Origin of the sequence: Microbulbifer sp. 2205BS26-8, assembly GCF_030731025.1 — a bacterium.
In the GTDB taxonomy this organism is placed as follows: Bacteria; Pseudomonadota; Gammaproteobacteria; order Pseudomonadales; family Cellvibrionaceae; genus Microbulbifer; species Microbulbifer spongiae.
In genome coordinates, this window is record NZ_JAVAMR010000038.1 from 1 (window position 1) to 26,322 (window position 26,322).

Below are 26,322 nucleotides of genomic sequence, written 5' to 3' on the forward strand. Positions count from 1 at the left end.
CAATGTTTTTTAAGATTTGATGCATATTTAATTGCACTCCATAGGGTATCAGCTGCCCCTCCAACAAACAGGGAAACACCATTACCATGACCGCCAGGGCATTTTCCTAACCAATGACCAGAGACAGCTTTCCATTCAAACCTTCAAACGCCGTCAGCAGGGGGCTCTCTGCGATCAACCCCACTCAGCCCTGCGTGGAATATGATCGTCCTATCTGCGGATAAACAGGATTTCACACAGATTTTTCACTGGAATTCAGCAGTTTCCCCGCCCGAATCCCGCAGATTGCCCAGGTTCCCAACGGTTGCTAAGATGCGCGCCTGCCGCTATGGCCCGGAATCCCTGCAGCTCTCGCATCCCACCTGCGAGGCTGCCGTTGGTCCGACCTCCCCATATGTCACCCCGCCTATCCGAAACCCGGAGAACCGGGGCTTTACACAGGAAAAGCGGCACAGAGGCCAGGTGCTATTTTTAACCGCGAGCGCACCGCGACGACTCCCTGCGACTACAGGAACGAAGTTTATGACCCAACCATCGCTGCAGCAGTTGGAACAACACGACGCCTTTATCCACCGCCATATTGGCCCCGATGCCAAGCAGGTAGCGGCCATGCTGGAAACCCTCGGGGTCGCCAGTCTCGACGAACTGATCGGGAAAACCGTGCCCGAAGCCATTCGCAACACCGATGCGCTGGACCTGGCCGATGCGGTCAACGAGGAGGAGGCCCTCGCAGAGCTGAAGGATATCGCGGCGCGCAACCGCATTTACCGCACCTTTATTGGTATGGGCTACCACGACACCATTACCCCCAACGTGATCCTGCGCAATGTGCTGGAGAATCCGGGTTGGTACACCGCCTATACCCCTTACCAGCCGGAAATAGCCCAGGGCCGCCTGGAGGGCCTGCTGAACTTCCAGCAGATGATCATGGACCTCACCGATATGCAACTGGCCAACGCCTCCATGCTGGACGAGGGCACCGCTGCTGCTGAGGCCATGGCCATGTGTAAGCGCCAGGCCAAGCGCAACAAGTCCAACGTCTATTTTGTAGATCGGGATTGCCATCCGCAGACGATCGCCATCGTACAAACCCGTGCCGAGCACTTCGGCTTTGAGGTGGTTGTGGGCGATATGGAAACCGACATCCCCGCCGAGCTGTTCGGTGCCCTGCTGCAATACCCCGGCAGCACCGGTCGCGTACGCGACCTGACCGATATCATCGCCCGGGTGCACGAGGCCAGTGGCCTGGTGACCGTAGCCGCCGACCTGATGAGCCTGGTGGCCCTGAAAGCACCGGGTGCCATGGGGGCAGACGTGGTGGTGGGCTGTAACCAGCGCTTCGGTATCCCCATGGGCTACGGCGGTCCTCACGCCGGTTTCTTTGCCTTCCGCGAAGCCTACAAACGCTCCGCGCCGGGCCGCATCATCGGTGTTTCCGTGGACAGCAAGGGCAAGCGTGCCCTGCGTATGGCCATGCAGACCCGCGAGCAGCATATCCGCCGCGAGAAAGCCAACTCCAATATCTGTACCTCCCAGGTTCTGCTGGCGGTAATAAGTGCTTTCTACGGGATTTACCACGGCCCTGAAGGCCTGAAAACCATCGCCGCCCGCATCCAGCGCCTGACGGATATCCTCGCTTCCGCCCTGCAGCGCGAAGGCTTCAACCTGGCCCACGACAGCTGGTTCGATACCCTGACTGTCATCACCGGCGCCAAGCAGGAAGAGATCTACCAGCGCGCCCTGGCCGCCGAGATCAACCTGCGCAAAGTGGGGGAGGACGCCCTGGGCGTGAGCCTGAGCGAGACCGCCAGCCTGCAGGATGTGTCCGACCTGATCGATGCCTTTATCGGCACCGGGCACAGCCTTGACCTGCACACCCTGGACAGCGAGATCGCCAGCAAGGGCTCCCTGGGTGTGCCCGCTTCCCTGCAGCGCGATACCGAATTCATGACCCACCCGGTGTTCAACTCCTATCACTCCGAGACCGAGATGTTGCGCTATCTCAAGTCCCTGGAGGCCAAGGACATCGCCCTGAATCACTCCATGATTCCCCTGGGTTCCTGCACCATGAAGCTGAACGCCACCGCCGAGATGATCCCGGTGACCTGGCCCGAATTCGGCAAACTGCATCCCTTTGCACCGGCAGATCAGGCCGAGGGCTACGGGGAATTGTTCCGCCAGCTGCAGCAGATGCTGGCTGCCTGTACCGGCTATGATGCCGTGAGCCTGCAACCCAACGCCGGCTCCCAGGGCGAGTACGCCGGCCTGATTGCTATCAAGAAATACTTCGAGGCAAAATGCGAATTCCAGCGCGATATCTGCCTGATACCCGCTTCCGCCCACGGCACCAATCCAGCCTCCGCCATGATGGTGAGTATGAAAGTGGTTGTGGTTGCCTGTGATGACAAAGGCAATGTGGATGCCGAAGACCTGAAGACCAAGATCGAAGAACACGGCGACCGCATCGCCGCACTGATGGTGACCTACCCCTCCACCCACGGTGTCTTCGAGGAAGGTATCCGCGAGGTGTGCGACCTGGTGCATCAGGCCGGTGGTCAGGTGTATATCGACGGCGCTAACATGAACGCCCTGATCGGGGTGGCGGCGCCGGGCCGGTTTGGCGGTGATGTCTCCCACCTGAACCTGCACAAAACCTTCTGCATTCCCCACGGTGGTGGCGGCCCTGGCATGGGCCCGATCGCTGTCGGCGAACACCTGAAGCCCTACCTGGCAGGCCACCCGGTAATAGAAGTACCGGAAACCCATGTGGAGAACGGCACTATCTCCGCCGCTCCCTGGGGCTCCGCCAGCATCCTGCCAATCAGCTGGATGTATATCCGTATGATGGGCAAGCAGGGCATGAAGCGGGCTACCGAAATAGCGATCCTGAATGCCAACTACGTGGCCAAGAAACTGAGCGAGCACTACACCCTGCTCTATACCGGCAGCAGCGGCTTTGTCGCTCATGAATGCCTGGTTGACTTGCGCCCGCTCAAGGAATCCAGCGGTATCACCGAGGAGGACATCGCCAAGCGCCTGATGGACTTCGGCTTCCACGCACCCACCATGTCCTTTCCGGTAGCCGGCACCCTGATGATCGAACCCACCGAGAGTGAATCCCTGCAGGAACTGGACCGTTTTATCGAAGCCATGGCCACTATCCGCCGTGAAGTGGAAGCTGTGGCCAGCGGCAAGTACACCGCCGAGGACAACCCACTGCACAACGCGCCGCACACCCTTGAGGATGTGATGACCGACGATTGGACCCACAGCTACTCCCGCGATGTAGCCGGCCGCCCGGCAGCCTGGCTGAAAGCGCACAAGGTATGGCCGGCTGCCAACCGTATCGACAATGTCTACGGAGACCGCAACCTGATTTGCTCCTGCCCACCGATGGAAAGTTACACAGAATAGAAGCCGAAGCGTTTAACAACCTGGAAAGCCACCGGGAAACCGGCTCAAGGCGGTGCAGGGAAGCACCGCTACCGGGAATAAGAATCTCCGCAGAAGCTATGTAACACCTTCTTACACTCCCATCCTGTCCCCACGCCAGTCACAGCCGCCAGCAGAAAATTTCTTATCCGGACAATGGAGTTTCACCACCTCTGAGATCGCGCGTACAGTTCCTGTAGTGAACAAAAATTTTTTGATGCAGGGGGACCCCTTGCACAAGGTAATTCATCTGTTTTTTGTACCACACCACCCGCCTGTACCAGAGGGGGGATACGCATCCACGAAGTTATGGTAGATATTGAAGTGCTTTGCGACCAAGGAGGCCGGGTGTGGGTGCATTACAGCAAATGCAGATAACCAAACAGACCTTCTAACCCTGGCGCAAACAGTAGGGTGGCACAGGGACCGACCAACAGCAGGAATCCAAGCCATTGCAGAGGGAGAATGAACAGCTGCGTTGAACAGTCGCGGATCTGGCTCTGGACAGATGGATTCTGTCAGAGGCCACCAGGGGAAACGGACGCGCTCTGGTTGAGAAATGGAGAAAGCGCTGCAATAGCAAGCGGCCACACAGTGCCTTGGGCTACCGCCCACCGGCTCCGGAAACCACCGTGGAGAAAGGGCCACGGCCCGCTATGCACTAACATTTAAACTGGACCACCTTGGTGGGGCTGATCAAAAATGGCTGTCTTCGCAAGCAAACATTCGGCCATGAACACGATCTGGTGCTTGGGGCAAAGCTGGCAAGTCTTTTTTCAGAGCAATAACCAAACTGCGGAATAACCTACTCTCAGCATTGAAAAAACACTCTGCTTTCATACATACGCGGCACCTATCACCGCAGAGCACCTCAGGCTGCTGTGGAGTACTATTTCACGTTGTAATTGATCTGTTTCTCACCCTGGGCCTGTTTATCCGCATGGTATGAAGAGCGTACCAGCGGGCCGCAGGCAGCGTGCTTGAAGCCGATCTGCTCGGCATAGCGGCGGTACTCCTCAAACTCGTCCGGGTGCACGTAACGCTGTACCGGGAGGTGTTCCCTGCTGGGTTGCAGGTATTGGCCGATGGTGAGCATATCGATATCGTGCGCACGCATAGTATCCATCACCTGAAAGATCTCTTCCTTTTCCTCACCGAGGCCCACCATCAGACCGGATTTGGTCAGCACATCCGGGCGGCATTGCTTGTATTCCTGCAGTAACTTCAAGGACCATTTGAAATTGGCGCCGGGGCGCGATTCGCGGTACAGGCGCGGCACCGTCTCCAGGTTGTGGTTGAACACATCGGGCGCTTCCTTCCCGAGAATCTCCAGGGCAGCTGCCATTCGCCCGCGAAAGTCCGGCGTGAGAATTTCCACCTGCAGATTCGGTGAGAGCGCCCGAGACTGGCGGATACAGTCGGCGAAGTGCCGGGCCCCACCATCGCGCAGGTCATCACGATCCACCGAGGTAATGACCACGTAGCGCAGCCCCATGGCTGCTATGGCCCGGGCGAGGTTTCCGGGCTCTTCCGGGTCCAGGGGATTGGGCTTGCCGTGCCCCACATCACAGAAAGGGCAGCGACGGGTACAAATTTCCCCCATGATCATAAAGGTTGCAGTACCACCGCTGAAACATTCGCCCAGATTGGGGCAACTGGCCTCTTCGCAAACGGTGGCGAGTTTTTGCGAACGCAAAATACGCTTGATACGCTCCACCTCCTTAGAGGCGGGCACCTTTACACGAATCCAGTCCGGTTTGCGCAGGACCGTATCACTGGCGATCACCTTGACCGGGATACGTTCCACCTTGTCACCATCGCGCAGTTTTTCTCCCTGTTGCAGGCGACGGGTGCGTTTAATCGGCACCAGATCGGGTTTATTAGCCATTACTTAATTCCTGCTGTTCGGCGCTCAATCGAGCAAATACGGTGTCATCCAGCGGTTGCCACTGGGCAGCGGGCAGTTTCAGGGCAGGCAGCAACTCGCGTACAAAGATCTCTGCCACCTGCTGCCAGTTGGGTGCGCGCTGGAGTAACTCGGCCATCTGCACCATCTGCAATCCGGCGTAACCACAGGGGTTGATACGGAGGAAAGGCGCCAGGTCCATGTCGATGTTAATGGCGATGCCGTGGAAACTGCAGCCGCGGCGCACACGTAACCCGATAGAGGCAATTTTATTGCCGGCGCGCTGGCCTTCAGCCAAATAAACCCCCGGCGCATCGGCGCGTGGTGCCGCTGCGATGCCAAATACCCCCAGCATGGCCACGGTGGCAGTCTCCAGCGCCGTCACCAACTCGCGCACGCCAATTTTTGCCCGGCGCAGATCCAATAGTGGATATACCACCAACTGGCCGGGGCCGTGGTAGGTCACCTGGCCGCCGCGATCCACCTGCACAACCGGAATATCCCCGGTGTTGAGCAGGTGCTCAGCCCGGCCCGCCTGCCCCTGGGTAAAAACGGGCTCGTGCTCCACGCACCAGATCTCGTCTGCACTGCTTGCGTCACGGAGATCGGTGTAACGGGACATGGCGCGCCAGACAGTTTCATAATCCCGCCGGGCCAGGTTGCGAACAGTGGTCATCAGAGCACCATATGTACCGAGGGGTGTGCTTTGAGTTCCTCAAACAGTGCCCTGAGTTGGTCTTCACCGGTGGCGAGAATGTAGAAGGTCATGGAAGTGAATTTGCCAGTGCTGCTGTCGCGCAGAGTCATACGGCCCTCGTCCAGTTCCGGGGCGTGGCGACGCATCACTTCCAATACAAATTGATGCGCTTTTTCATCGGCGTCACGCACAACCTTGACCATGTAGTCTTCACAAGGGAATTGGATCTTTGGAGGTCGCTGACTGGTGTTCTGGTTCATACCACTCTCCGGGGGCGGGCTGGTCAGGTAAGGGAAAGCTGGGACACAGCCGGGCGGCGATTATACAGCGGCTGGTACTCAGTGGACAGGGAACAGCAGGAGGGTGTAGGTTTTACACAGCGGGCAGGACGGGGCAATGCCCGCCCGGAAACCCGTCAAAGTACGATTTAGTTAAAGAAGCCAATCACAAAGCGCTTGATGGCATCCCACAGGCGTTTGAAGATACCGGCACGCTCCACGTCGTCCGCGGTTACGGCTTTGACTTCGGAAACGGTCTCGCCATCCAGGATCACCACAACCTTGCCCACCGGCTGGCCTTTCTGGATCGGGGCCTCCAACTCGCCATCCACAATCAGATCCGCTTTGATGCCCTCCTCTCCACCGCGGGGGATGGTGACGAAAACATCCTTTTCAACCGCGATACCCACGCGGGGCTTCTTGCCACCCCAGACGCGCTCGGTCTGCAACACCTCACCCTGACCATACACTTTGTGGGTCTGGTAGTAGCGGAAACCATAAGCCAGCAGTTTCTGGGTCTCGGAAGCACGTTTTTCATCGCTATCGGTGCCCACCACTATGGCAATCAGGCGCATGCCGCGCTTCATCGCAGAGGCCACCAGGCAATAGCCCGCCTCTTCTGTGTGACCGGTTTTAATCCCGTCCACCGAGGCGTCGCGCCACAACAGACGGTTGCGGTTGGGCTGGTTGATGCCCGAGTAATTGAAATACTTCTCGGAATATATATCGTAGTGCTCCGGATGGTCGGCAATCAGGGCACGGGCCAGAATGCCCAAGTCGCGCGCAGTGGTCAGGTGCCCGTCCTCCGGCCAGCCGGTGGAATTGACGAAGTGGGTATTTTCCATGCCCAGCAGTTCTGCCTGCTGGTTCATCACCTCCGCAAATACCTCTTCACTGCCGGACACATGTTCGGCCAAAGCGATACTGGCATCGTTACCGGACTGGATGATGACTCCGCGCATCAGATCTATTACAGAGACCTGGTCGCCGACTTTGACAAACATTTTTGAGCCGCCCTTGCGCCAGGCTTTCTCGGAAATGCGCACCAGGTCATCTTCCTTGACACTGCCTTTGAGTATCTCCTCAGAGACGATATAGACGGTCATCATCTTGGTGAGACTGGCGGGGGGAATCTGTTTGTCGGGTTCGTGCTCCACCAGAATCTGGCCGGTATTGGCATCCATCAACAGGTAGGAGATTGCGGTCAATTGCGGCGGTGCCGGGATTAGAGATTGCGCCTGAACCAGGCCCGCACACAACAATAGGAAAGAACAGGCGATAATCCGTGTGATCATAGGGGGAGTCTCATTAATCCTCGTGTTTGTTGGCTGGCTGTTAACCCATTATGTATTTTAATAGATTAGTCGGCAGCGCTGGGGAGGCACCCCATGCCGCAAGCCACTGTATACTGACAAAATACAAGAAAATTCGCGCCAATGCGCAGTATTTTGTGAACGGTGATCCAAATGACCGTCAAAACATAAATCAGTCACAGGTTGCCAGGAATTTTTCGCGCAAACCAACCGCCTGCTCCAGCAGCCATGTTGATGATCCTATTCATACACCACCTGGGGCTGCCCCAGCTGCTTCTGTGTCACGGTTTCCCGTGCCGTGGCGAGGGCCCTTTGCCGGGCGATGGGACCAATACGCACCCGGTATAATACCTTGCCATCCCGCTTTACCGGGCTGACCAGAACAGGGTAGTCAATCGCGTCGGCAAGCTGGGCCCTCACGGCCTCCGCCTGGACAAAGTTGCTGTAGGCACCGACCTGCAAAAATGTATTCCCGGGCAGCTTCACGGAGGTATCCTTTGCCAAACCTTCCGGGCCTTTCAACCCGTCACCAGTCAGTAGTACCTCGGTGACCGGCGGCAATGCCGCGGGGTCCAGTGACTCCACTTCCACACGGGCCACACCCCGCTCCACATACCCCAGCTTCTGGGCAGCCGTATAACTGAGGTCAATAATACGCCCCTGCACAAAGGGGCCACGGTCATTGACCCGCACAATAATACTGCGACCATTGTCCAGATTGGTCACTTTGGCATAACTGGGCAGAGGCAGGGTTTTATGTGCAGCAGAGATGGCATACATGTTATAGATCTCGCCATTGGCGGTATTGCGGCCATGAAACTTGGTGCCATACCAGGAGGCCTTGCCGCGCTCTTTATAGCCTTTAACCGCATCGCGCACATGGTAGGTCACACCGTTGACCCGATAGGGAGACTTGTTCCCGGCGGGGCCGATGGGCTCATGCACTGGCGTCGGGTCTGGGGTGGCCAGCATACTGACGGGTGTTGGCGGGCCACTGTCACGAATACTGTCACCGGGCCTGGCCTGCGAGCCCGGGTCAGTCTGCGGCCCCCCACAGGACACCAAAAACACCGCGGCATGTAACACCCCACACCGCACATTGCACTGAACCATAATCCCTCTACACGGCAACAAAAGGTTGCCGCCCCCAAGACGCCGTTGGCTGACACTGTCTGGTGAAATGAAAAAACTTTGACTGCAACCAGGGCCATTGGTTTCCCAATGCTGACTGCGATCGCCAGCTCAAAGCCTGATTGTCACTCTATTGACCGGACCCGTGCCGGTGAGATACGGGCATAATCCCCGCCATTTTAGAACGACAAATCCATGCACGATAAAAAAGCCCGGTAGTTTGTCCGATCAATAGGATTTTCCACCACGGGCCTTGACAATCTCCTGGGCCAGTTCATTGACTGCCATCGCATAGAGGCGACTGCGGTTATAGCTGGTAATGGTGGAAAAATTATTGAGTCCCAGCCAGTACTGTTTGCCCCCCTCTGTCTGCAGGGAGAAGACCGTGGCAGGCATTTCCGGTGACACCTGGCTGGTGGCGGTGAACCCTTTTTCCGCCAACTCCCCTACGGTCCATTCCGTTTGCAAGGTATTGTTGACAATGGTCATATCTGCATTGGGGCGCGGGATCGACAGAACGGCAATGGGTTCACCGGACTTCCACCCGTGCTGGGCGAGGTAATTGGCCACGCTGCCAATGGCATCCTGGATGTTATTCCAGATATCCACCTTGCCGTCATTACTGAAGTCCACTGCGTAAGCGCGGTAGCTTGAGGGCATAAACTGGCCGTAACCCATGGCACCGGCATAGGAACCCTTCAATGTCAAAGGGTCTATACCCTGATCCCGGGTAAGTAGCAGATATTGTTCCAGCTCTTTGGTAAAGAAGGCGGAACGACGCGGGTAGTTAAAGGCCAGGGTAGAGAGTGCATCCAGTACCCGGTAACCGCCCATATTGCCACCGTAGCGGGTTTCAATACCGATAATAGCGACAATGACTTCCGCTGGCACACCGTACTTCTTTTCCGCTTTGGCCAGGACTTCGGCGTTGTTGTCCCAGAAGTCGACACCGCCGGCAATGTTCTGTGGGGTCAAAAACAGCTTGCGGTATTCGTACCAGGGTTTGGCCTTTTCCGCTGGGCGCTGGATGGCCCTGAGAATGGAGTCCTTGCGTTTGGCTTTGCGCATCAGATCCTGTAGCGTTTCGCGATCGAACTGGTGTTCTTCCACCATGTACTCGATAAACTTCTGTACATTCGCATTGTCACCGTGACCAGGCTCCTGCGCGCAGGCAGCGAGGGCCAGCCCCACGCCAAACAATAGTCCAGAGGTCCACTTCAAAACCAACGCTCCTGTCTTCATTACGCGTCTCTTTATCCGGTTATCAACCAGTTGAACAACACCCACTAGAAGTGGACCCTGCGCCGCTCAGTCCCTACAGCCATGAGGATACCGAATCCCGCCATCAGGGTAATTAGTGAAGTTCCCCCATAACTGATCATCGGCAGGGGGACACCCACTATTGGCAGCAGTCCTGTAACCATACCAATGTTTACAAACACATAGACAAAAAAAGTGAGCGTTATACTCCCCGCCAATAGCCGTCCGAACAAGTACTGTGCCATAAAGCTAATATAGATGCCGCGTGCGATCACCAAAACGTAGAGCAGGAGCAGTATAAGCACGCCGCGCATTCCCCACTCCTCCGCCAAGACCGCAATAATAAAGTCGGTATGGCTCTCCGGCAGAAAATCCAGCTGCGATTGGGTGCCTTGCAGGTAACCTTTACCGTATACCCCTCCGGAACCAATAGCGGCCTTGGAGTTAAAAATATTCCAGCCGGCTCCAAATCGGTCATCGTGGGGGTTGAGTAGTGTCAGAATGCGCTGGCGCTGGTAGTCCCTCAGCCCCCACTGCCAGATAGGCCAGGTGGAAGCCATAAGTGCTGCGGTCACGGCGCCGATCATCTTCCAGCTGAGCCCCGCCAGATACAGTGCAAACAGGCCGGCGGCGGCGATCAGAATGGCTGTGCCCAGATCCGGCTGGCGCACAATCAGCGCAGCCGGTACCGCCACGATGACCAAAGCCCCGCACACCGTCGCAAACGCAGGGGGCTGTGCGCGCTGGTACAGGAAGGCAGCGACCATCATCGGTACCCCCAACTTCATCATCTCAGAGGGTTGGAAGCGAAAGCCGCCGATCTCCAGCCAGCGCTGGGCACCCTTGGCACCGGTACCAAAAAACAGCACCCCCAGCAACAGGGTGCAACCGCCCAGATAGGCCCAGATCGACCAACGCCGGTAAAAGTCCAGGGGAATCTGCGCAACAATGAACATGCCTAAAAACGCCAGGCACATAAAAACCGACTGGCGCTGTACATATTTGAAGTCGCCGCCAGAAGCACTGTAGAGCACTCCCAGGCCTGCAGATGCCAACAGCAATAACAATACCAACAGCGGCACATCGAGGTGCAGGCGACGGGCAAGGCTCACTGGTTTTCTGAGGCTGCTGTCCATATCGGACAGCCGGTGCGAGTAGTCGCGATTAGCCATTGCCCCTCCTCCCAGTCAAATCGGTATCCCGCGCGGTCTCAACCGGTGGCTGCGGACGCGCCATCCATTCGGCGAACAGCGCTCGGGCTACCGGAGCAGCCACCTTGCCGCCAGCTTCCCCATTTTCCACCAGAACCGCAACTGCAATGCGGGGTTTGTTCACTGGGGCAAAAGCGACAAACAGCGCGTGATCCCGGTGGCGCTCCAGCAGGGCCTCGGAATCATATTGCGCGCCCTGGGCAATACCCACCACCTGAGCGGTACCGGATTTACCGGCAACGCGAAAATCCAGGCCCTCGCCGGCGCGCTTGCCAGTACCGTCGCTGCGATTGACCACAGCCTCCATGCCTTCAAACACCAAATCCCAATGGTCCGGGCGCGCTTCCAGGTTGTGCAGCCTTTCCGGCGGCTGTACCACACCGTTAATGGTTTTTACCATTTGTGGCCGGTAGTGGATGCCGCGATTGGCGATAGTCGCGGTCATCACTGCCAATTGCAGCGGGGTGGCCAGCACGAAGCCCTGCCCCAGCACCGCATTCAGGCTATCCCCGGGGAACCAGGGCATGCCCCGCGCGCTGCGCTTCCAATGCCGCGAAGGAAAGAGGCCGGCGCGCTCTGTAGGCAGATCAATGCCAGTCTTGGCACCGAGCCCGAAATGGGTGGCGTTAGTGTGCATCTCGTCGATATCCCAGTGGTGCGCCATATCCCAGAAGAACACATCGCAGCTCTGTGCCATGGCCTGTACCAAATCCACTTTATCGCCATGGCCCCAGCGGATATGGTCCCGGTAGATACGCGGGTCGTTGGGCAGTTTGTAGAAACCCGGGTCCCGAATCCTGGTCTCCCGGGAAATAATCCCGGCCTCCAGGGCTCCGAGCCCCATCACGGGCTTCAGGGTCGAACCCGGAGGATACTGTCCCTGTATGGCGCGATTAAACAGGGGGACGTCAAGGGAGTCACTGAGGGTGCGGTAGTCGACAAAACTGATGCCGGTGACAAACAGATTCGGGTCGAAAGACGGCTTGCTCACAAAAGCCAGTACACCGCCGGTATTGACATCAATGGCGACCACAGCACCGCGGCGATCACCGAGGGTTTCGGAGGCCACCTGCTGCAAGCGCGCATCCAGGTGCAAGGTCAGGCCGACGCCTGGTTTGGGGTCTTCGCGCTCCAGCACCCGCAGTACCCGCCCGCGCGCATTGATCTCTACATTCTCATACCCCACTTCCCCGAGCAGGTGCTGCTCGTAGCTGCGTTCCAGCCCCACCTTGCCGATACTGCGAGTACCCCGGTAGCGCCGCACGTCCTCCTGGGTGAAATTATTCAAATCGCGGTCACTGATACGCCCCACATAGCCGACACTGTGGGCAAACAGCGCCCCCAGTGGGTAATAACGCACCAGTTCGGCCTGAACTGAAACACCGGGCATGCGAAACTGGTTGACACTGATACGCGCAATTTCATCTTCATCCAGGCGAAAGCGCAGGGGTACCGGCTCAAATGGGCGTCGGCGCTTCATGCGCTTGCGAAACTTGGCTACATCACTGTCTTCAAGGCGAATAAGGTGGCCGATCAATTCCAGGGTCGCATCTAGATCTCGCACACGCTCGCGCACAATGGAGAGATTGTAACTGGCACGGTTATCCGCAAGCAGAGTGCCGTTGCGGTCGTATATCAATCCCCGGGTGGGGGCAACCGGGCGTACCTGGATACGGTTTTCCTCGGATTGGGTGCGATAGTCTTCGTAGTTGATAATCTGCAGATTGTAAAAACGCGCAACCAAAACCCCCAACAGAACAATGACACCGGCGATGGCCACCAACATTCGATTGCGGAAAAGCCGCTGCTCGATAAAGGGGTCCTTGAGGCGAGGGGCGTGGGGCATTTGGGCTTATTTGAACAGTGTTGACTGGCGCTGAAAAAAACCAAGTGAACTACATTACCACAGGGCACAAGTGAACAGACAATTCGGGCTGGCCATTGTCTCCATCACTTGTGGTAGGGATGTCCCACCAACAGTGTCCAGGCGCGGTAAATCTGCTCCGCCAATACCACACGCACCAGCGGATGTGGCAAAGTGAGCGGAGAGAGGGACCAGCATTGTCTGGCCGCATTCAGGCAATCCCTAGAGAGACCATCGGGACCACCAATCAGCAGACAGACACTTTCCCCTGAGAGCTGCCACTCACGCAATTGCCGCGAGAACTGCGCCGTACTCCAAGGTTTGCCCTTTACATCCAGCGCCACGACATGATCCCGGGGACCAAGGGCAGAGAGCATTGCCTCCCCCTCCTTCCTACGGGCTTTGTCAATCAGTGCCAGGGTATTTTTCCGGCCGCGCGGCCCCAGGGGGATTTCCACTACCTCCAGGAAAATATCACGGGGCAGGCGCCTGGCGTACTCAGTGTAGCCCTCCTGCACCCAACGGGGCATTTTCCCTCCGGCGGCGAGAATTCGGATTTTCACGGTCTCACCCCCCGTGGGGGTCACTACCGTCCGCCTCTTCGCGCGTATTCGGCGTCATCGACCAGAGTTTTTCCAGGTCGTAGAAGCTGCGCAAATCCTCCAGCATCACATGTACCACCAAATCCCCATAGTCCACCAGTACCCATTCCCCCTGCTCTTTCCCTTCCACACCAATGGGGCGCACACCCTGTTTCTGCAATTCACCCACAACATTTTCCGCAAGGGATTTCACCTGGCGGTTTGAGGTACCGGTACAGATCAGCAGATTGTCCATCACATCAGACAGTTCGGAAACATCCAGGGCAACGATATCTTTGCCTTTCAGGTCTTCCAGTGCGTTGAACGCGATTTCTTTAATATTTGTCATAACACCTTGATGCTTTACCGGTCGCCGGCGGTATTCTGTTTTCTGTAAAGTTGATGGTCTTCAATATACTGCAACACCGCAGCTGGAAGGAGGTAACGGGGCGACTGGCCGCTGCCGAGCAATTGGCGAATATGAGTGGAGGAGATTGGCAGCAGGGTCTGTTCGCGCACCACCAGGCGCCCGCAGGGCTCCCCATGCAGATCGGCGGTGCTTCCGCGGTGACGCTCGAGCACATCGAGCAGCGGGGAATGATCACCCTCTTTTGCCCGCTGGGGCGGACTCCAGCCCGGCCGGGTCACCGCCACCAGATGCGCATGCGCCAGCAGGCTCTGCCAACGGTGCCAGTGGTGCAGACTGAGCAGGGAATCCAGCCCCATACAGAAACTGATCGACACCTCAGGACCCAGCTCTGTACGCAATTCCTCCAGGGTGTCCACAGTATAAGTGGCCCCCCCCCGGCGCAATTCCCGCTCATCCAGCTGCAATTCGTCACAACCCGCCAGTGCCAGCACCAGCATCTGGCAACGTTGACGGGGGGACACCCCCGGACTTTCACGGTGGCGCGGCTGGTGGCTTGGCAGCAAGCGCATTTCATCGAACCCTAAAGCCTGGCGCAGCTCCAGTGCCATACGCAGGTGGCCGAAATGTATCGGGTCAAAGGTGCCGCCAAACAGGGCGATACTGTGCCGCTTGGTCGCCAAAATTACCTCTTGCGCCAGATGATTACACCGGGACAGCGTCTACTGTCGTATATGTCCGTTTCCCAGCACGATCCATTTTCGGGAGGTTAGCCCTTCCAGCCCCACCGGACCACGGGCGTGGATTTTATCCGTGCTAATACCAATTTCCGCCCCCAGGCCGTATTCATAGCCATCAGCAAAGCCGGTGGAGGCATTCACCATCACCGAACTGGAATCCACCTCCGTGAGAAAACGCCGGCTGCGGCTGTAATCCTCGGTCACTATGGCATCCGTGTGGCCGGAGCCGTAGCGGGCAATATGAGCCATCGCCGCCTCCATATCCGTCACTACGCGGATCGACAGTATTGGCGCCAGGTACTCCTCAGTCCAGTCCGCTTCCATGACTGCCAGGCATCGCGGCAGTATCTCGCGAGTGCGCTCGCAACCGCGCAGCTCCACACCTCTGGACTCAAAGGCCGCGGCCAGATCCGGCAGTATCTCTGCGGCGATTCCCTCTGCAACCAGCAGGGTTTCCATAGCATTGCATACGCCGTAGCGGCGGGTTTTGGCATTCAGGGCAATATCGAAGGCCTTTTTCGGATCCGCGCGGTCATCGATATAGACATGGCACACCCCGTGCAGGTGTTTGATTACCGGTACACTGGCCTCACGGCTGACACGCTCAATCAGGCCGGTGCCACCGCGAGGCACAATCACATCCAGGTATTCCGGCATGGTGATCAAAGCACCCACGGCAGCGCGGTCGCTGGTCCCCACCACCTGAACGGCTGTCTCCGGCAGGTCTGACGCGCGCAATCCAGCGACAATGCAGGCGGCAATAGCCTGGTTGGAGTGCAGCGCCTCACTCCCGCCGCGCAAAATAGTGGCATTTCCGGACTTCAGACAGAGGCTGGCAGCATCTATGGTCACATTGGGGCGGGACTCGTAAATAATCCCCACCACCCCCAGCGGCACACGCATTCTGCCCACCTGGATGCCGCTGGGACGATAGCGCAGATTCTCGATTTCCCCCACCGGATCAGGCAGATCCGCGACCTGTAACAGGCCTGCAATCATAGCGTCGATACGGGGGTTATCCAGTTCCAGGCGATCGAGCAGTGCAGCGTCCAGACCCTGTGCACGCCCCGCCTGCATATCTCGGATATTGGCCTTGATGAGTTGCGCCCGCTGCGCTTCAATCTGGGTGGCGATGGCCCTGAGGGCACGGTTCTTGGCCGCAGTACTGGCCCTGGCCATCAGCCGCGCTGCAGCGCGGGCAGCCTGGCCCATCTGCCCGAGTTGCGTACGGATTTGGTCAGCAGTGTCGGTGGTGGTCACTTGGCGCTCCGTGCATAATCCGGTCGGCCGCGCAGTATACCCCAGGGGAGCGGGGTTTGAATGGCCAATCCCGGCCTATTCCGGAAAATAGGTCCACAGCCGGTCACTGCTGGGTCCATCGGTCCAGATTGTCAGCGATATTGGCCAGGCGTGCCAACGGGTCCTCCAGGGCCAGAAGTTCTACCCGCACCTTGTCTTCCAAGGGCAGCAACTGCGCCAGCTGCCAGGACAGCGCATCGGCGGAATCCACCTGGTCGAACTTCAGCGACAGTATTTTGGCGCGCTCTTTCAGTTCATTGAGTACAGCGAGCAAGCCATCGCTATCGGCGGGTATGGGTTTCGGCGCCTCTTCCGGCAGCCATTCCACATTCCCCAGCAATAGGTCGTCTTCAGCCCTGTCCGTACGGGTAATGCGAAATCGGCGCCGGCCCACCACCTGTATATGCAGCAGCCCCTCCTCACCCTGGCCCCAATCGACAATGTGCACATAGACACCTAGCGGCCACACCGAGGCATGCCCCACTTCGCCGCCGGAGCGAATGAGCACCACGCCAAATCCGCTGTCGGTCTTCAGGGCTTCACTCACCAGATGCAGGTAGCGCTGTTCGAAGATACGCAGGGGCAGGGTAACCCCGGGATACAGGGCCACGCTCAAGGGAAAAAGAGGGATCTGTTGCAATGGGGTCACTCGCCGTATTGTGTTGTCTTCACTAAAGATACCACTGCGCACACACCCGCCGCCCCGACAGAAGTGACGTTTTCGTGTCACTGGTCAAGAGTGTGACCAGGCTTGGGATTTGTTGCGGATATTACCGGTGGCAAATGCCGCGCACACCCAGTAAGCTGCTGCGGTCAATGCAATAGATGGAGACGATGTATGCCCACAGCGACAGCCCGTCATATTCTGGTGGAGAACGAAACAAAGTGCCAGCAGCTGAAGCAGGAAATCGAAAGCGGTGCCGAGTTTGGCGAAATGGCCAAAGCGCACTCACAGTGCCCGTCCAGCCGCACAGGAGGCGATCTGGGAGAATTCAGCAAAGGCGTCATGGTCGCGGAATTCGACAAAGTGGTTTTTTCCGATGAATTGCACAAGGTGCACGGGCCGGTGAAAACCCAGTTTGGTTATCACCTGCTGGAAATCACCAGCCGCAAGGATTAATCCCGAGCGGGAGAATACGCTTTGATCAAAAAGCCGGGCTTTCTGCCCGGCTTTTCATTACCTGGCGTGGGCATTCCCAATCAGGCACCCACCGCAGCTTCTGCTGCCACCTGCTCGTGGCTCGGCTTGCCCCTTCCTAGTGGCTTGAATATCACCAGCAGCAGCGGCAGCAGGGTGAGGGAGCCGAGCAGTGCTGCGGACATAGCCAGTGCGGTCAGTAGGCCAAAATAAATGGATGGTACAAACTTTGACAACGCCAGAATCGAGAAGCCGGCAATAATGGTGATCGCCGTGTAGAACATGGCGCGGCCGATGGTTGCGTGGCTGCGATGCATGGTGGCCAGGTAGTTGGCGTCTTTGGCAAACTCGGCGCGGAAACGGTACAGATAGTGAATCGCATGATCCACACCGATACCGACCGTTATCGCAGCGATGGTAATGGTCATCATATCCAGCGGTATGCCCGCCAACCCCATACCGCCAAGCACCACACAGGCTGCCAGCATATTTGGCACCAGCGCGATAATGGCCAGGGACAGGGAGCGGAACAGCACTAAAAACATCAGCAGAATACCGACAAACACCGCCCCCAGGGTAAGGATTTGCGACTTGAACAGGCTCTGCAACATATTGTTGTAAAGCACCAGCAGGCCGGTCAGGTGAATATTTTGCGGGGCTATGCCCATTTCGTTGTGGGCGTAGTCGTAGATGCGCTGGATCAATGCATCGCGGCGCAGGCCGGGGTCAGTTTCCATAACCCGCAGGGTGATGCGCGCCTGGTTGTCCTCCGTGGAAAGATAGGGGCTGATCAGCACACTGCGAATTTGCGCTGGCAGGCTGTTATTCGCCACCGCCAGTTCGAAGTCATTGAGCGGGCCACCATTCAAATCGCGGGCCACCTTGTACGCAGTTGCCAGGGACTGCACCTTGCCGACCTCCGGCTGGGCCTCCAGGTAGTCATGCAACTGCTCCAACTCAGCAAGACCGGCTACAGTAAACCAGTAACTCAGCTCCTGAGACTCTTCCGCACTGCCGAAGGGATCATCTATGGCAAAGGGGTCTTCCGCAGCGAGGGCGTCATCACCAGCGGCCTCGCCGAAAGGATCTTCCTCCCCCTCAAAGGCCACTACTTCCTCCTCGGGTTTGTCGAGGACAATATCCAGGGTGACAGTTCCGCCCAGGCGGCGGTCGATCACCAGCATCCCTTGATAGATCTCGGTGGCATCATCGAAATAATCGATAAAACGGTTTTCCACCTTCAACTGGGACACACCCGCAATGCCGGCCGCGAAAGCTAGGAGGGAGACACCCAACACAAAAACCCGGTGCCCCTCGGCAAAACGGGAAAAACGCAGGGTAAAGGCGTGGGAGTTGTCCGCACTCACCTTGCCCTCGCGCTTGGGCAGAATCATCAGGAAGCAGGGAATAATCAGGAAAGACAGCACCAAGGCCAGGGTAACGCCCATGGTCATCATCCAGCCAAAATCGATTACCGGGCGTATACCGCTCACCACCAGGGACGCGAAAGCCACAATCGTCGTCAGTGCAGTATACAGGCAGGGCTTGGCCATAAAGCGCACGGTCTGCAGTACCAGTTCCTCGCGGCTCCAGTGGGGGTGCTGGGCGATATATTCGCGGTAGCGCACCGCCAGGTGAATGGTGATGGCGAGAGTGATAATCAGCAACAGCGCGACAAAATTGGCAGAGATCACCGTGAGGCGCCAATCGAGCCAGCTGAGCAGTCCCAGCATTATCACAGCGGTGGTCACACAGGTGAGCAGTGGCAGCAGCACCCAGCGCGGCTGGCGGAAGATCAGCAGCAGGGTGAGGATGATAAAGGCGAGGATACCCACACCAAACACCACCAGATCGCTCTTGATAAACGCGATCATATCCGCGGTAATCATGGTCACACCGCCGAGGAACAGCTCCGCCTGCCCCTGGTAACCGGCGAGAATCCCCCGCACCGCTTCCACTCGCTGGCGGGCCTCCAATTCCTGGGCGGTACGATGTTCCAGGTAAACCGCACTCACCGCCTGCAACCGCGCGGTCTCCTCCGCATTCAGGCCCTCACTGCTGCGTTTGCGCCGCAGGGCATCGCGCTCGCGCACCAGTTCAATACCGCGGTTGTCCAGTTTCAGGTTGGCGAGCAGCGCAGTGGTCTGGCCGTCCGGGCTCAGGATCAATTCACGGTAAATGGGGCTGGAGAGAAACTCCTGGCGGGCCAGGTCCCTGTCGGTATCGGCATTGGACAGGGTGCGAATATCATCGCTGAGATCGGTCAAAGACAGCTTGGGACTATACAGCAGTGGCACATCCAGAATGGTCTGCACGCTGGTGACGCCATCCACCCCGCCCAGTGCATCGCGCAGTCTGCCCAGGGTGTCCAGGGACGCATCGCTGAACAGGTCACCATCCTTATAGCGGTAGGTCACCACCAGGAAGTCGCCACTGGCATAGCGCTCGGAAATCTCGCGAAAATAATCCAGGGACTGGTCCGCTTCCAGCGTGAGGGAATCCGCGGAGGCATCCAGTTTAAAGCGGGGCAGGCCCATTGCAGCCAGCAGGCTCAACAGGCCGACAACCATCAATACAGCCAATGGCCGTTTGGTCACCAGGTGTTCGCAACAGGTCTTGAAAGCTGACAGCATAAATTTCCGCTAGTAGTGAATATCAGTGGGCCACAGCCGCGTACGTTTTGGCCGCCTCCGGGATAACTACGGGTACACAGTTTGCGTCCACCCCGTGGTATTGGAAATACATTCAGGGCATATCACTATGTCCCAGCGCGCGGTCCGGGAACAGCAGATCCCGCACACGCCGCTTGAGGGTCTTGGCGCCGGGAAAGCCGCCATCGCGCTTGCGCTCCCAGATCAAATTTTCGCCAATCCGGATTTCAAATACTCCCCCAGTTCCGGGTTGTAATGCAACCTGCTGGAGGTCATCGGCAAAGGTGGAGAGCAATTCCTGGGCCATCCAGGTGGCCCGCAACATCCAGTTGCACTGCACACAGTAATGAATCGTGACGCTCGGTTTCACGACAATAGCCCCCTTTTAGCGCGCTATTCACCCCAGTTCGGCAATAAGTTTTGCTCCACGCCCAACTGATCGAGCAGGCGTGCCACAACGAAGTCGACAATATCGTCAACCGTGCGCGGTCTCTGATAAAAACCGGGACTGGCAGGCAGAATGACCGCACCCATGCGGGTGAGCTTGAGCATATTCTCCAGGTGTATTTCCGAATAAGGCGCCTCGCGCGGGACCAGGATCAGCTGGCGGCGCTCCTTCAAGGCTACATCCGCGGCGCGCTCGATCAGGTTGTTGGAAGCGCCGCAGGCAACCGCCGAGAGGGTACCGCCACTGGCGGGACAGATCACCATACTGACCGGCGCGCCGGTGCCGGATGCCACCGGGGAAAACCAGTCGCGCATGCCAAACAGGGTCAGCTGACCCTCCTTCGCGTCGAAATGATCGGCGAGACAATCCTGCAGCGCCCCACTGTCGCCCTCGGGCAGTTTGAGGTCAGTTTCGGTATTGATCACCACCCGCGCGGCTTCGGACACTAGCAGCCAGACGCGCGCCCCGGAGGCGAGCAGGCACTGCAGTAAGCGCAGGCCGTATTGCGCCCCGGAAGCTCCGGTCATGGCCAGGGTCACGGTTTTGTCGAAGGTGTGCTGATGCAAAATCCCAACCTCAATTTGTCCCGCAATGCATCTTCCCTACCCCTTCCCTGCCGGTAACATGGCTCAGACCGGGCGGCGGTATTTCTGTTCCAAAGCACCGATAAGGCGCTGGTGAATACCACCGAACCCCCCATTGCTCATCACCACAATATGGCTGCCCTCATCAGCGAGTTTGAGGGCCGATTCCACACCGCTCTCAATACTATCGAAAATCCCGGCGGGCACCGAAGAGTGGCGCGCCACTTCCTCCAGTGACCAGTCCATGCCCGGGGGCTGATACCAGAGCACCATATCCGCACCGCTGCAGGCATTCGCCAGCTTGTCCCGATGCACTCCCATGCGCATGGTGTTGGAACGCAGCTCGATCAAAGCGATGATCCTGTCTCCTCCCACTTTGGCCCTCAGCCCGGTGAGGGTTGACTGGATCGCCGTGGGGTGATGGGCAAAATCGTCATATACTCGGATTCCGGCCACCTCGCCCAGACATTCCATACGCCGCTTCACCCCCTGGAAACGCCCCAGTGCGGTGCCACTCAACGCCGGTAACACCCCCGCATGGCGGGCGGCCGCCACAGCGGCGAGGCCATTGCACACATTGTGTAATCCGGTGCAGTCCCACTCCACCCGCGCCACCTCGGCCCCCTCGAACTGTATGGTGAAACTGCTGCCATCCGCGGCGATATCCACCGCGCGCCAGTCGCCCAGGCCCAGCCCTTCCTGACCCACAAAGCCAAAGCGCTGAACCTCGCTCCAGCAGCCCTGCGCCAACACCTGTTGCACATTTTCCTCTGCAGCGGCAACCACCAGGCCACTGGCCGGCACCGTGCGTACCAGGTGGTGGAACTGGCGCTGGATCGCCGCCAGATCTTCAAAGATATCCGCGTGGTCGAATTCCAGGTTGTTGATAATGACTGTGCGCGGGCGGTAGTGCACGAACTTGGAACGCTTGTCGAAGAAGGCGGTATCGTATTCATCCGCCTCCACCACAAAAAACGGGGACTCACCCAGGCGTGCCGATACGCCGAAATTACCCGGCACCCCGCCGATCAGGAAACCCGGCTGCATATCCGCCGCTTCCAGAATCCAGGCCAACATACTGGCGGTGGTGGTCTTGCCATGGGTGCCGGACACCGCCAATACCCAGCGTCCGCCGAGGCAGTGATCACACAGCCACTGGGCGCCGGAAGTATAGGGCAGGCCCCGCTCCAGCACCGCTTCCACCGCGGGATTACCGCGGGGCATGGCATTGCCAATAATCACCAGATCCGGCGCCGGCTCCAATTGCGCCGGATCATACCCCTCAATGATCTGGACTCCCGCCTGCAGCAACTGGGTGCTCATTGGCGGGAAGATATCGGCATCACTGCCCGTCACCCGGTGCCCTTCCGCCACAGCCAACTGGGCAAGGCTTCCCATAAAGGTGCCGCAAATACCTAGAATGTGAATATGCATGGCGGAAATCTGTACTCCCGATCGTTGCGGCGCAAGCTTAACACGGCATCACAGACCAGTAATTGTCAAATACTCCGGTCTCCATGCATTCTCCGTGCTATTCCATTAGACTCCGCCCCCACACTGCTCGACCCACTCTCTACCAACGGATAGCGACTTAGCCGCAGTGACCGGCAGCCGACACGAACTCCGGCATTCCCCGCGTGCCACCGTAACGAGAACAGCCGCATAGCGGACAGCCGAGCAAAGACGTATTTCAAGACCCCGATAGATACAGGATAACCATGTCGAAAAAAAATGCCTTTTACGCACAATCCGGCGGTGTAACCGCCGTGATCAACGCGTCTGCCTGCGGTGTCATCGAAGCCGCGCGTGCAAACCAGGACAAAATAGGCAATGTCTATGCAGGGCTAAACGGCATTCTCGGCGCACTGCGCGAGGAGCTGATCGACGTGGGCCAGGAGCGCGCGGAGGATATTGCCGCGCTGCGCTACACCCCTTCCGGCGCTTTTGGTTCCTGCCGTTACAAATTGAAGAGCCTGGAGGAAAATCGTGCAGAGTACGCACGTTTGATAGCCGTATTCAAAGCGCACAATATCGGTTACTTCTTCTATAACGGCGGTGGTGATTCCGCGGACACCTGCCTGAAAGTGTCCCAGTTGTCCGAGACCATGGGCTATCCGATCCAGGCCATACACATTCCCAAGACCGTAGACAACGACCTGCCCCTGACCGACAACTGCCCGGGCTTCGGCTCTGTGGCCAAATATGTGGCCGTATCCACTCAGGAGGCCGCCATGGATGTGGCCTCCATGTGTGCCACCTCCACAAAAGTCTTTATTCTGGAAGTGATGGGCCGCCACGCGGGCTGGATTGCCGCCGCCGGTGCCCTGGCCCAGGAACAGGAAGGCGATGCGCCCCACATTATCCTGTTCCCGGAAGTGCCCTTCGACAGGGAAAGGTTCCTCGCCAAGGTACAGGCAACCGTGGACGAGAAAGGCTACTGTGTCATCGTCGCCTCTGAGGGCGTCCAGAACAAAGACGGCACCTTTCTCGCCGATGCCGGGACCACCGATGCCTTCGGCCACAAACAACTCGGCGGTGTTGCACCGACGCTCGCCACTATGATCAAGAGCGCCTTGGGCCTGAAATACCACTGGGCTCTGGCCGACTATCTGCAGCGCGCCGCGCGCCATATTGCCTCCGCCACCGATGTGGAGCAGGCCTATGCCGTAGGCCGCGCTGCCGTGCAAATGGCAGTTGCCGGCAAAAATGCCATTATGCCGGCAATCATTCGCGCCGAGGGCAGTGAGTACAGCTGGTCTGTGGGTGAAGTGCCGTTGTCCCAAGTGGCCAATGTGGAAAAATTCATGCCGGGTGAATATATCAGCGAGGACGGGTTCGGCATTACCCAAAAGGGGCGTGATTATCTGCTGCCGCTGATCCAGGGGGAAGACTACCCCCCCTACAAAAACGGAATCCCGCGGTATGCCAGATTGAGAAAACTGCTGGTAGAGAAAAAACTGGCTGCGGATTTCAAAACCTGATGTAAACACTGTGCAGCTCGAAGCCCCATAATACCGGGGGCTTTGGGCACAGCGCCTTACAAATCCGCATCCGACCAGACGGCAAACTCATTGCCGCACGGCTCGGTAAAATGAAAGCGCCTGCCACCGGGAAAAGAGAAAATGGGTTTCACCACCCTGGCACCGCAGTCCTCCACCTTTCGCAGGGTTTCTTCCAGATCGGTACTGTAAAATACCACCAGCGCACCACCGCTTGCGGTTGAGCTGTGCAAGTTGGCCTGATAGAAACCCCCATCCAGCCCGGCAGCGGTAAAAGCCGTATATTCTGCGCCATAATCGGTAAATACCCAACCGAAAGCTTCCGCAAAAAATGCCTTGGTTTTTTCCAGGTCGTTGGCCGAGAATTCGATATAATTGATTGTTTCGTGCTCGCTCACTCAACTGTCTCCAAAATCCATGAACCGCCAGGGGATACGACCTCTCCAGCAGCAGGCTCCAATCCCAGAAACTCTCCGGGCACCGGCAAGAACACGCCGGACTGACTCGACGCTCACAAACGACTCCATGACCTTGTGAATTGACATTGCGGGGATACTGCCAAACGTCATCGCACTGCTTGTATTTCACAGACCCCCATCTGACCAACACCCACAGCACCGCCCAAGGCCAGGGGGTTCTGCCCCGGGATCACCATATCATCGCCGATAGCCTGTCCCAGTCACAACTGCAAGAACTGATGGCAAATCTGAAGACGCTGATCAACGGCAGCGTAAATCGCCTGCCCGACCATGCGCAGTTTTTGCCCGATGAGCGGGAATGACAGGCTCTGGAAATACACCTGCCGCAACCGGGCTACTGGCCTGGTAAAAACCGGGGACATATCTGGCTGCAGTAGCCCCCTTAGCGACAGGTTGCAAGAGACAACCGACTTCACCATTGCATCAGCACCGCACCCCTAACCTGCCCACCCGCAAGCGGGGTAAAAGCCCTGGCACCGATGCCCGCAGATACAGGCTTCTCTGCGCTGCTTCGAACGATGCCGGGAGCCAGCACCGGCACGGTGTGGCCGCAAAAGGCCTATTCCCCGGCCCCCTCGCGGCACTCTCCGCGCACTTCACCACCGTATTTGTAAACCGTGCGTTCTATTTCAAAATATCCCTGCTTGCAAAAGCCGGTTTCGGCAAGTTGCCGCGCCAAAGCCCGCTCGAAATACGCGATATCGCGGCGGCTGACGCCTGCACCCGCTCCAACAGGCCCACGCTGCATACGCCTCTGGCCGTCGGGGTGGGCCAGTACCGGTGCAGGGAATGACTTGTGTTCCCTTTCCAGGGTAAATACAAAGCGCTTGGCACCATTGGGCGCAATTTCAGTGTGAAAGGATTCCTTCGCCCCGGGCATGGGTCCGTCGCTGGCGCAGGCGGCCAGAAACAGCGGGAGAAGCCATAAACCCCGCAGCCGCGGCGGAAAAAGTAGACTGATATATTTTTTATCAACAGCCAAAATACGCCCTCCTGATCTCTATGTATTCTCAATGTGCAGTGCAACAGTAGCCCGGTTATCCCATTGGCCAGATTATCCGCTGGTTATTTGAACACCACCGTTTTATTACCGTGGATAAACACCCGCTCCTGCAACACCATCAGCAGGGCTCTGGACAATACCAGTTTTTCCACATCGCGGCCGGCCTCCGCCATGGACGCAGCGGAGTGGGCGTGGTCCACATGAATCACGTCCTGCTCAATGATCGGCCCCTCATCCAGATGGTCGGTGACGAAGTGCGCGGTGGCGCCGATGATTTTTACCCCGCGCTCATAGGCTTGCTGGTAGGGTCTGGCACCGATAAAGGCGGGCAGGAAGGAATGGTGGATATTGATCATTCGCCCACTGTAGCGGGTCACGAAAGCGGGGGTGAGTATTCTCATATACTTGGCAAGTATTAGGTAATCCGGCCTGTACTCGTCCACCAGGGCTGCCACCTGTTGCTCATGCTCGCAGCGTGCCAGCTCTTCGGTCGGCACACAGTGGAAGGGAATATCAAACTTCTGTACCAACCCGGCCAGATCCGGATGATTGCTGATCACCGCAGCGATTTCCACATCCATTGCACCGGAGTAGCTCTTCATCAGGATATCCCCCAGGCAATGGGGCTCGCGGGTGACCATCAGCACCAGGCGCTTGCGCCCGGCAGATACCAGTTGCCGCTCGGCCCCCTGGGGCAGGGCCATATCCAGGTCTTCCAGGAAGGTGATATCGTTGAAGATGCCCTCCAGAACAGTGCGCATAAAGAAGCGGCCCTGCTGCCGGTCCACAAACTCATGGTTCCTAATGATATTGAGCTGGTGCTTGTAGCAGATATTGGTAATCTTTGCGATCAAGCCCTTGTCATCGGGGCAGTCGGTCAGCAGTATCTTCTTTTCCATCGTCAAATTTCAGGCCAACTATCCAGGGCCCAGACTATACAC

The 26,322-nt window shown here is 57.9% G+C and carries 24 protein-coding genes and 1 pseudogene; 5 read left to right on the top strand and 20 right to left on the bottom strand.

Annotated features, from left to right (window positions below):
• Positions 1–522 precede the first annotated feature (522 nt).
• The gene (gcvP, locus tag Q5Y71_RS12435) at positions 523–3,414 is read left to right on the top strand and encodes an aminomethyl-transferring glycine dehydrogenase (RefSeq protein ID WP_306042453.1); all 2,892 of its coding nucleotides are present in this window, start codon (positions 523–525) and stop codon (positions 3,412–3,414) included.
• Positions 3,415–3,980: 566 nt separating this feature from the next.
• Positions 3,981–4,097: pseudogene (locus Q5Y71_RS17600) on the top strand (integrase core domain-containing protein); the annotation flags it as partial.
• A 224-nt stretch (positions 4,098–4,321) separates the two neighbouring features.
• Here Q5Y71_RS17600 and lipA read toward each other — a convergent pair.
• From lipA to Q5Y71_RS12505, 13 genes are all read right to left on the bottom strand, one after another.
• A complete protein-coding gene (gene lipA / locus Q5Y71_RS12445) occupies positions 4,322–5,320 on the bottom strand; it encodes a lipoyl synthase (RefSeq protein ID WP_306042454.1) in 999 nt (332 codons plus the stop codon).
• Positions 5,313–6,014, bottom strand: a complete 702-nt coding sequence (gene lipB / locus Q5Y71_RS12450; protein ID WP_306042455.1) for a lipoyl(octanoyl) transferase LipB — start codon at positions 6,012–6,014, stop codon at positions 5,313–5,315. Before lipB ends, lipA begins: the two co-directional genes overlap by 8 nt.
• Positions 6,014–6,295: a YbeD family protein gene (locus Q5Y71_RS12455; RefSeq protein ID WP_306042456.1), complete on the bottom strand. Its 282-nt coding sequence runs from the start codon at positions 6,293–6,295 to the stop codon at positions 6,014–6,016. The genes lipB and Q5Y71_RS12455 overlap by 1 nt, the downstream gene beginning before the upstream one ends.
• Positions 6,296–6,462: 167 nt before the next feature.
• Positions 6,463–7,608, bottom strand: a complete 1,146-nt coding sequence (locus Q5Y71_RS12460) for a D-alanyl-D-alanine carboxypeptidase family protein (RefSeq protein ID WP_301414539.1) — start codon at positions 7,606–7,608, stop codon at positions 6,463–6,465.
• 258 nt (positions 7,609–7,866) lie between these two features.
• Positions 7,867–8,739, bottom strand: coding sequence for a septal ring lytic transglycosylase RlpA family protein (locus Q5Y71_RS12465; RefSeq protein WP_306042457.1), 873 nt, complete (start codon positions 8,737–8,739; stop codon positions 7,867–7,869).
• 246 nt (positions 8,740–8,985) lie between these two features.
• Positions 8,986–9,978, bottom strand: coding sequence for a lytic murein transglycosylase B (mltB, locus tag Q5Y71_RS12470; RefSeq protein ID WP_306042458.1), 993 nt, complete (start codon positions 9,976–9,978; stop codon positions 8,986–8,988).
• Positions 9,979–10,043: 65 nt separating this feature from the next.
• A complete protein-coding gene (gene rodA / locus Q5Y71_RS12475; RefSeq protein ID WP_306042459.1) occupies positions 10,044–11,189 on the bottom strand; it encodes a rod shape-determining protein RodA in 1,146 nt (381 codons plus the stop codon).
• A complete protein-coding gene (gene mrdA / locus Q5Y71_RS12480) occupies positions 11,182–13,074 on the bottom strand; it encodes a penicillin-binding protein 2 (protein ID WP_306042460.1) in 1,893 nt (630 codons plus the stop codon). Before mrdA ends, rodA begins: the two co-directional genes overlap by 8 nt.
• 104 nt (positions 13,075–13,178) lie before the next feature.
• Positions 13,179–13,655, bottom strand: a complete 477-nt coding sequence (gene rlmH / locus Q5Y71_RS12485) for a 23S rRNA (pseudouridine(1915)-N(3))-methyltransferase RlmH (RefSeq protein ID WP_306042461.1) — start codon at positions 13,653–13,655, stop codon at positions 13,179–13,181.
• Between the two features lie 4 nt (positions 13,656–13,659).
• Positions 13,660–14,022, bottom strand: a complete 363-nt coding sequence (gene rsfS, locus Q5Y71_RS12490) for a ribosome silencing factor (protein ID WP_306042462.1) — start codon at positions 14,020–14,022, stop codon at positions 13,660–13,662.
• A gap of 14 nt (positions 14,023–14,036) precedes the next feature.
• On the bottom strand, positions 14,037–14,723 hold the full coding sequence (gene nadD / locus Q5Y71_RS12495) for a nicotinate-nucleotide adenylyltransferase (protein WP_306042463.1): 687 nt from the start codon (positions 14,721–14,723) through the stop codon (positions 14,037–14,039).
• 39 nt (positions 14,724–14,762) lie between these two features.
• On the bottom strand, positions 14,763–16,040 hold the full coding sequence (locus Q5Y71_RS12500; RefSeq protein WP_306042464.1) for a glutamate-5-semialdehyde dehydrogenase: 1,278 nt from the start codon (positions 16,038–16,040) through the stop codon (positions 14,763–14,765).
• Positions 16,041–16,143: 103 nt separating this feature from the next.
• On the bottom strand, positions 16,144–16,770 hold the full coding sequence (locus tag Q5Y71_RS12505) for an LON peptidase substrate-binding domain-containing protein (protein WP_306042465.1): 627 nt from the start codon (positions 16,768–16,770) through the stop codon (positions 16,144–16,146).
• Between the two features lie 147 nt (positions 16,771–16,917).
• Between Q5Y71_RS12505 and Q5Y71_RS12510 the strand changes: the two genes are divergently transcribed.
• Positions 16,918–17,199, top strand: a complete 282-nt coding sequence (locus Q5Y71_RS12510) for a peptidylprolyl isomerase (protein ID WP_306042466.1) — start codon at positions 16,918–16,920, stop codon at positions 17,197–17,199.
• A gap of 80 nt (positions 17,200–17,279) precedes the next feature.
• Here Q5Y71_RS12510 and Q5Y71_RS12515 read toward each other — a convergent pair whose 3' ends face one another.
• From Q5Y71_RS12515 to mpl, 4 genes are all read right to left on the bottom strand, one after another.
• Complete coding sequence (locus Q5Y71_RS12515) at positions 17,280–19,850, bottom strand: RND family transporter (RefSeq protein ID WP_306042467.1); 2,571 nt, start codon at positions 19,848–19,850, stop codon at positions 17,280–17,282.
• 112 nt (positions 19,851–19,962) lie between these two features.
• Positions 19,963–20,238, bottom strand: coding sequence for a SelT/SelW/SelH family protein (locus tag Q5Y71_RS12520; RefSeq protein WP_371877046.1), 276 nt, complete (start codon positions 20,236–20,238; stop codon positions 19,963–19,965).
• A gap of 23 nt (positions 20,239–20,261) precedes the next feature.
• Positions 20,262–20,843, bottom strand: a complete 582-nt coding sequence (locus tag Q5Y71_RS12525; RefSeq protein ID WP_371877047.1) for a flavin prenyltransferase UbiX — start codon at positions 20,841–20,843, stop codon at positions 20,262–20,264.
• A gap of 102 nt (positions 20,844–20,945) precedes the next feature.
• On the bottom strand, positions 20,946–22,334 hold the full coding sequence (gene mpl / locus Q5Y71_RS12530) for a UDP-N-acetylmuramate:L-alanyl-gamma-D-glutamyl-meso-diaminopimelate ligase (RefSeq protein WP_306042469.1): 1,389 nt from the start codon (positions 22,332–22,334) through the stop codon (positions 20,946–20,948).
• A 284-nt stretch (positions 22,335–22,618) separates the two neighbouring features.
• Between mpl and Q5Y71_RS12535 the strand changes: the two genes are divergently transcribed.
• Entirely contained in the window at positions 22,619–23,881 is a 1,263-nt protein-coding gene (locus Q5Y71_RS12535; protein ID WP_306042470.1) for a 6-phosphofructokinase, read from the top strand.
• A 56-nt stretch (positions 23,882–23,937) separates the two neighbouring features.
• Here the strand turns inward: Q5Y71_RS12535 and Q5Y71_RS12540 are convergent, their stop codons facing one another.
• Positions 23,938–24,297, bottom strand: coding sequence for a VOC family protein (locus Q5Y71_RS12540; protein ID WP_306042471.1), 360 nt, complete (start codon positions 24,295–24,297; stop codon positions 23,938–23,940).
• A gap of 179 nt (positions 24,298–24,476) precedes the next feature.
• Between Q5Y71_RS12540 and Q5Y71_RS12545 the strand changes: the two genes are divergently transcribed.
• Positions 24,477–24,680 (top strand): hypothetical protein, encoded by a 204-nt coding sequence (locus tag Q5Y71_RS12545; RefSeq protein ID WP_306042472.1) that lies wholly within the window; start codon positions 24,477–24,479, stop codon positions 24,678–24,680.
• Positions 24,681–24,937: 257 nt separating this feature from the next.
• Here Q5Y71_RS12545 and Q5Y71_RS12550 read toward each other — a convergent pair whose 3' ends face one another.
• Positions 24,938–25,360, bottom strand: coding sequence for a hypothetical protein (locus tag Q5Y71_RS12550; protein WP_306042473.1), 423 nt, complete (start codon positions 25,358–25,360; stop codon positions 24,938–24,940).
• A gap of 83 nt (positions 25,361–25,443) precedes the next feature.
• A complete protein-coding gene (gene purU / locus Q5Y71_RS12555; protein ID WP_306042474.1) occupies positions 25,444–26,280 on the bottom strand; it encodes a formyltetrahydrofolate deformylase in 837 nt (278 codons plus the stop codon).
• Positions 26,281–26,322: the final 42 nt, after the last annotated feature.

Bases quoted from the DNA above. Each gene is read 5' to 3' on its own strand.
- gcvP (WP_306042453.1), top strand. From the start codon at position 523: ATGACCCAACCATCGCTGCAGCAGTTGGAACAACACGACGCCTTTATC.
- lipA (WP_306042454.1), bottom strand. From the start codon at position 5,320: ATGGCTAATAAACCCGATCTGGTGCCGATTAAACGCACCCGTCGCCTG.
- lipB (WP_306042455.1), bottom strand. From the start codon at position 6,014: ATGACCACTGTTCGCAACCTGGCCCGGCGGGATTATGAAACTGTCTGG.
- Q5Y71_RS12455 (WP_306042456.1), bottom strand. From the start codon at position 6,295: ATGAACCAGAACACCAGTCAGCGACCTCCAAAGATCCAATTCCCTTGT.
- Q5Y71_RS12460 (WP_301414539.1), bottom strand. From the start codon at position 7,608: ATGATCACACGGATTATCGCCTGTTCTTTCCTATTGTTGTGTGCGGGC.
- Q5Y71_RS12465 (WP_306042457.1), bottom strand. From the start codon at position 8,739: ATGGTTCAGTGCAATGTGCGGTGTGGGGTGTTACATGCCGCGGTGTTT.
- rodA (WP_306042459.1), bottom strand. From the start codon at position 11,189: ATGGCTAATCGCGACTACTCGCACCGGCTGTCCGATATGGACAGCAGC.
- mrdA (WP_306042460.1), bottom strand. From the start codon at position 13,074: ATGCCCCACGCCCCTCGCCTCAAGGACCCCTTTATCGAGCAGCGGCTT.
- rsfS (WP_306042462.1), bottom strand. From the start codon at position 14,022: ATGACAAATATTAAAGAAATCGCGTTCAACGCACTGGAAGACCTGAAA.
- Q5Y71_RS12510 (WP_306042466.1), top strand. From the start codon at position 16,918: ATGCCCACAGCGACAGCCCGTCATATTCTGGTGGAGAACGAAACAAAG.
- Q5Y71_RS12515 (WP_306042467.1), bottom strand. From the start codon at position 19,850: ATGCTGTCAGCTTTCAAGACCTGTTGCGAACACCTGGTGACCAAACGG.
- Q5Y71_RS12525 (WP_371877047.1), bottom strand. From the start codon at position 20,843: ATGACCGGAGCTTCCGGGGCGCAATACGGCCTGCGCTTACTGCAGTGC.
- mpl (WP_306042469.1), bottom strand. From the start codon at position 22,334: ATGCATATTCACATTCTAGGTATTTGCGGCACCTTTATGGGAAGCCTT.
- Q5Y71_RS12535 (WP_306042470.1), top strand. From the start codon at position 22,619: ATGTCGAAAAAAAATGCCTTTTACGCACAATCCGGCGGTGTAACCGCC.
- purU (WP_306042474.1), bottom strand. From the start codon at position 26,280: ATGGAAAAGAAGATACTGCTGACCGACTGCCCCGATGACAAGGGCTTG.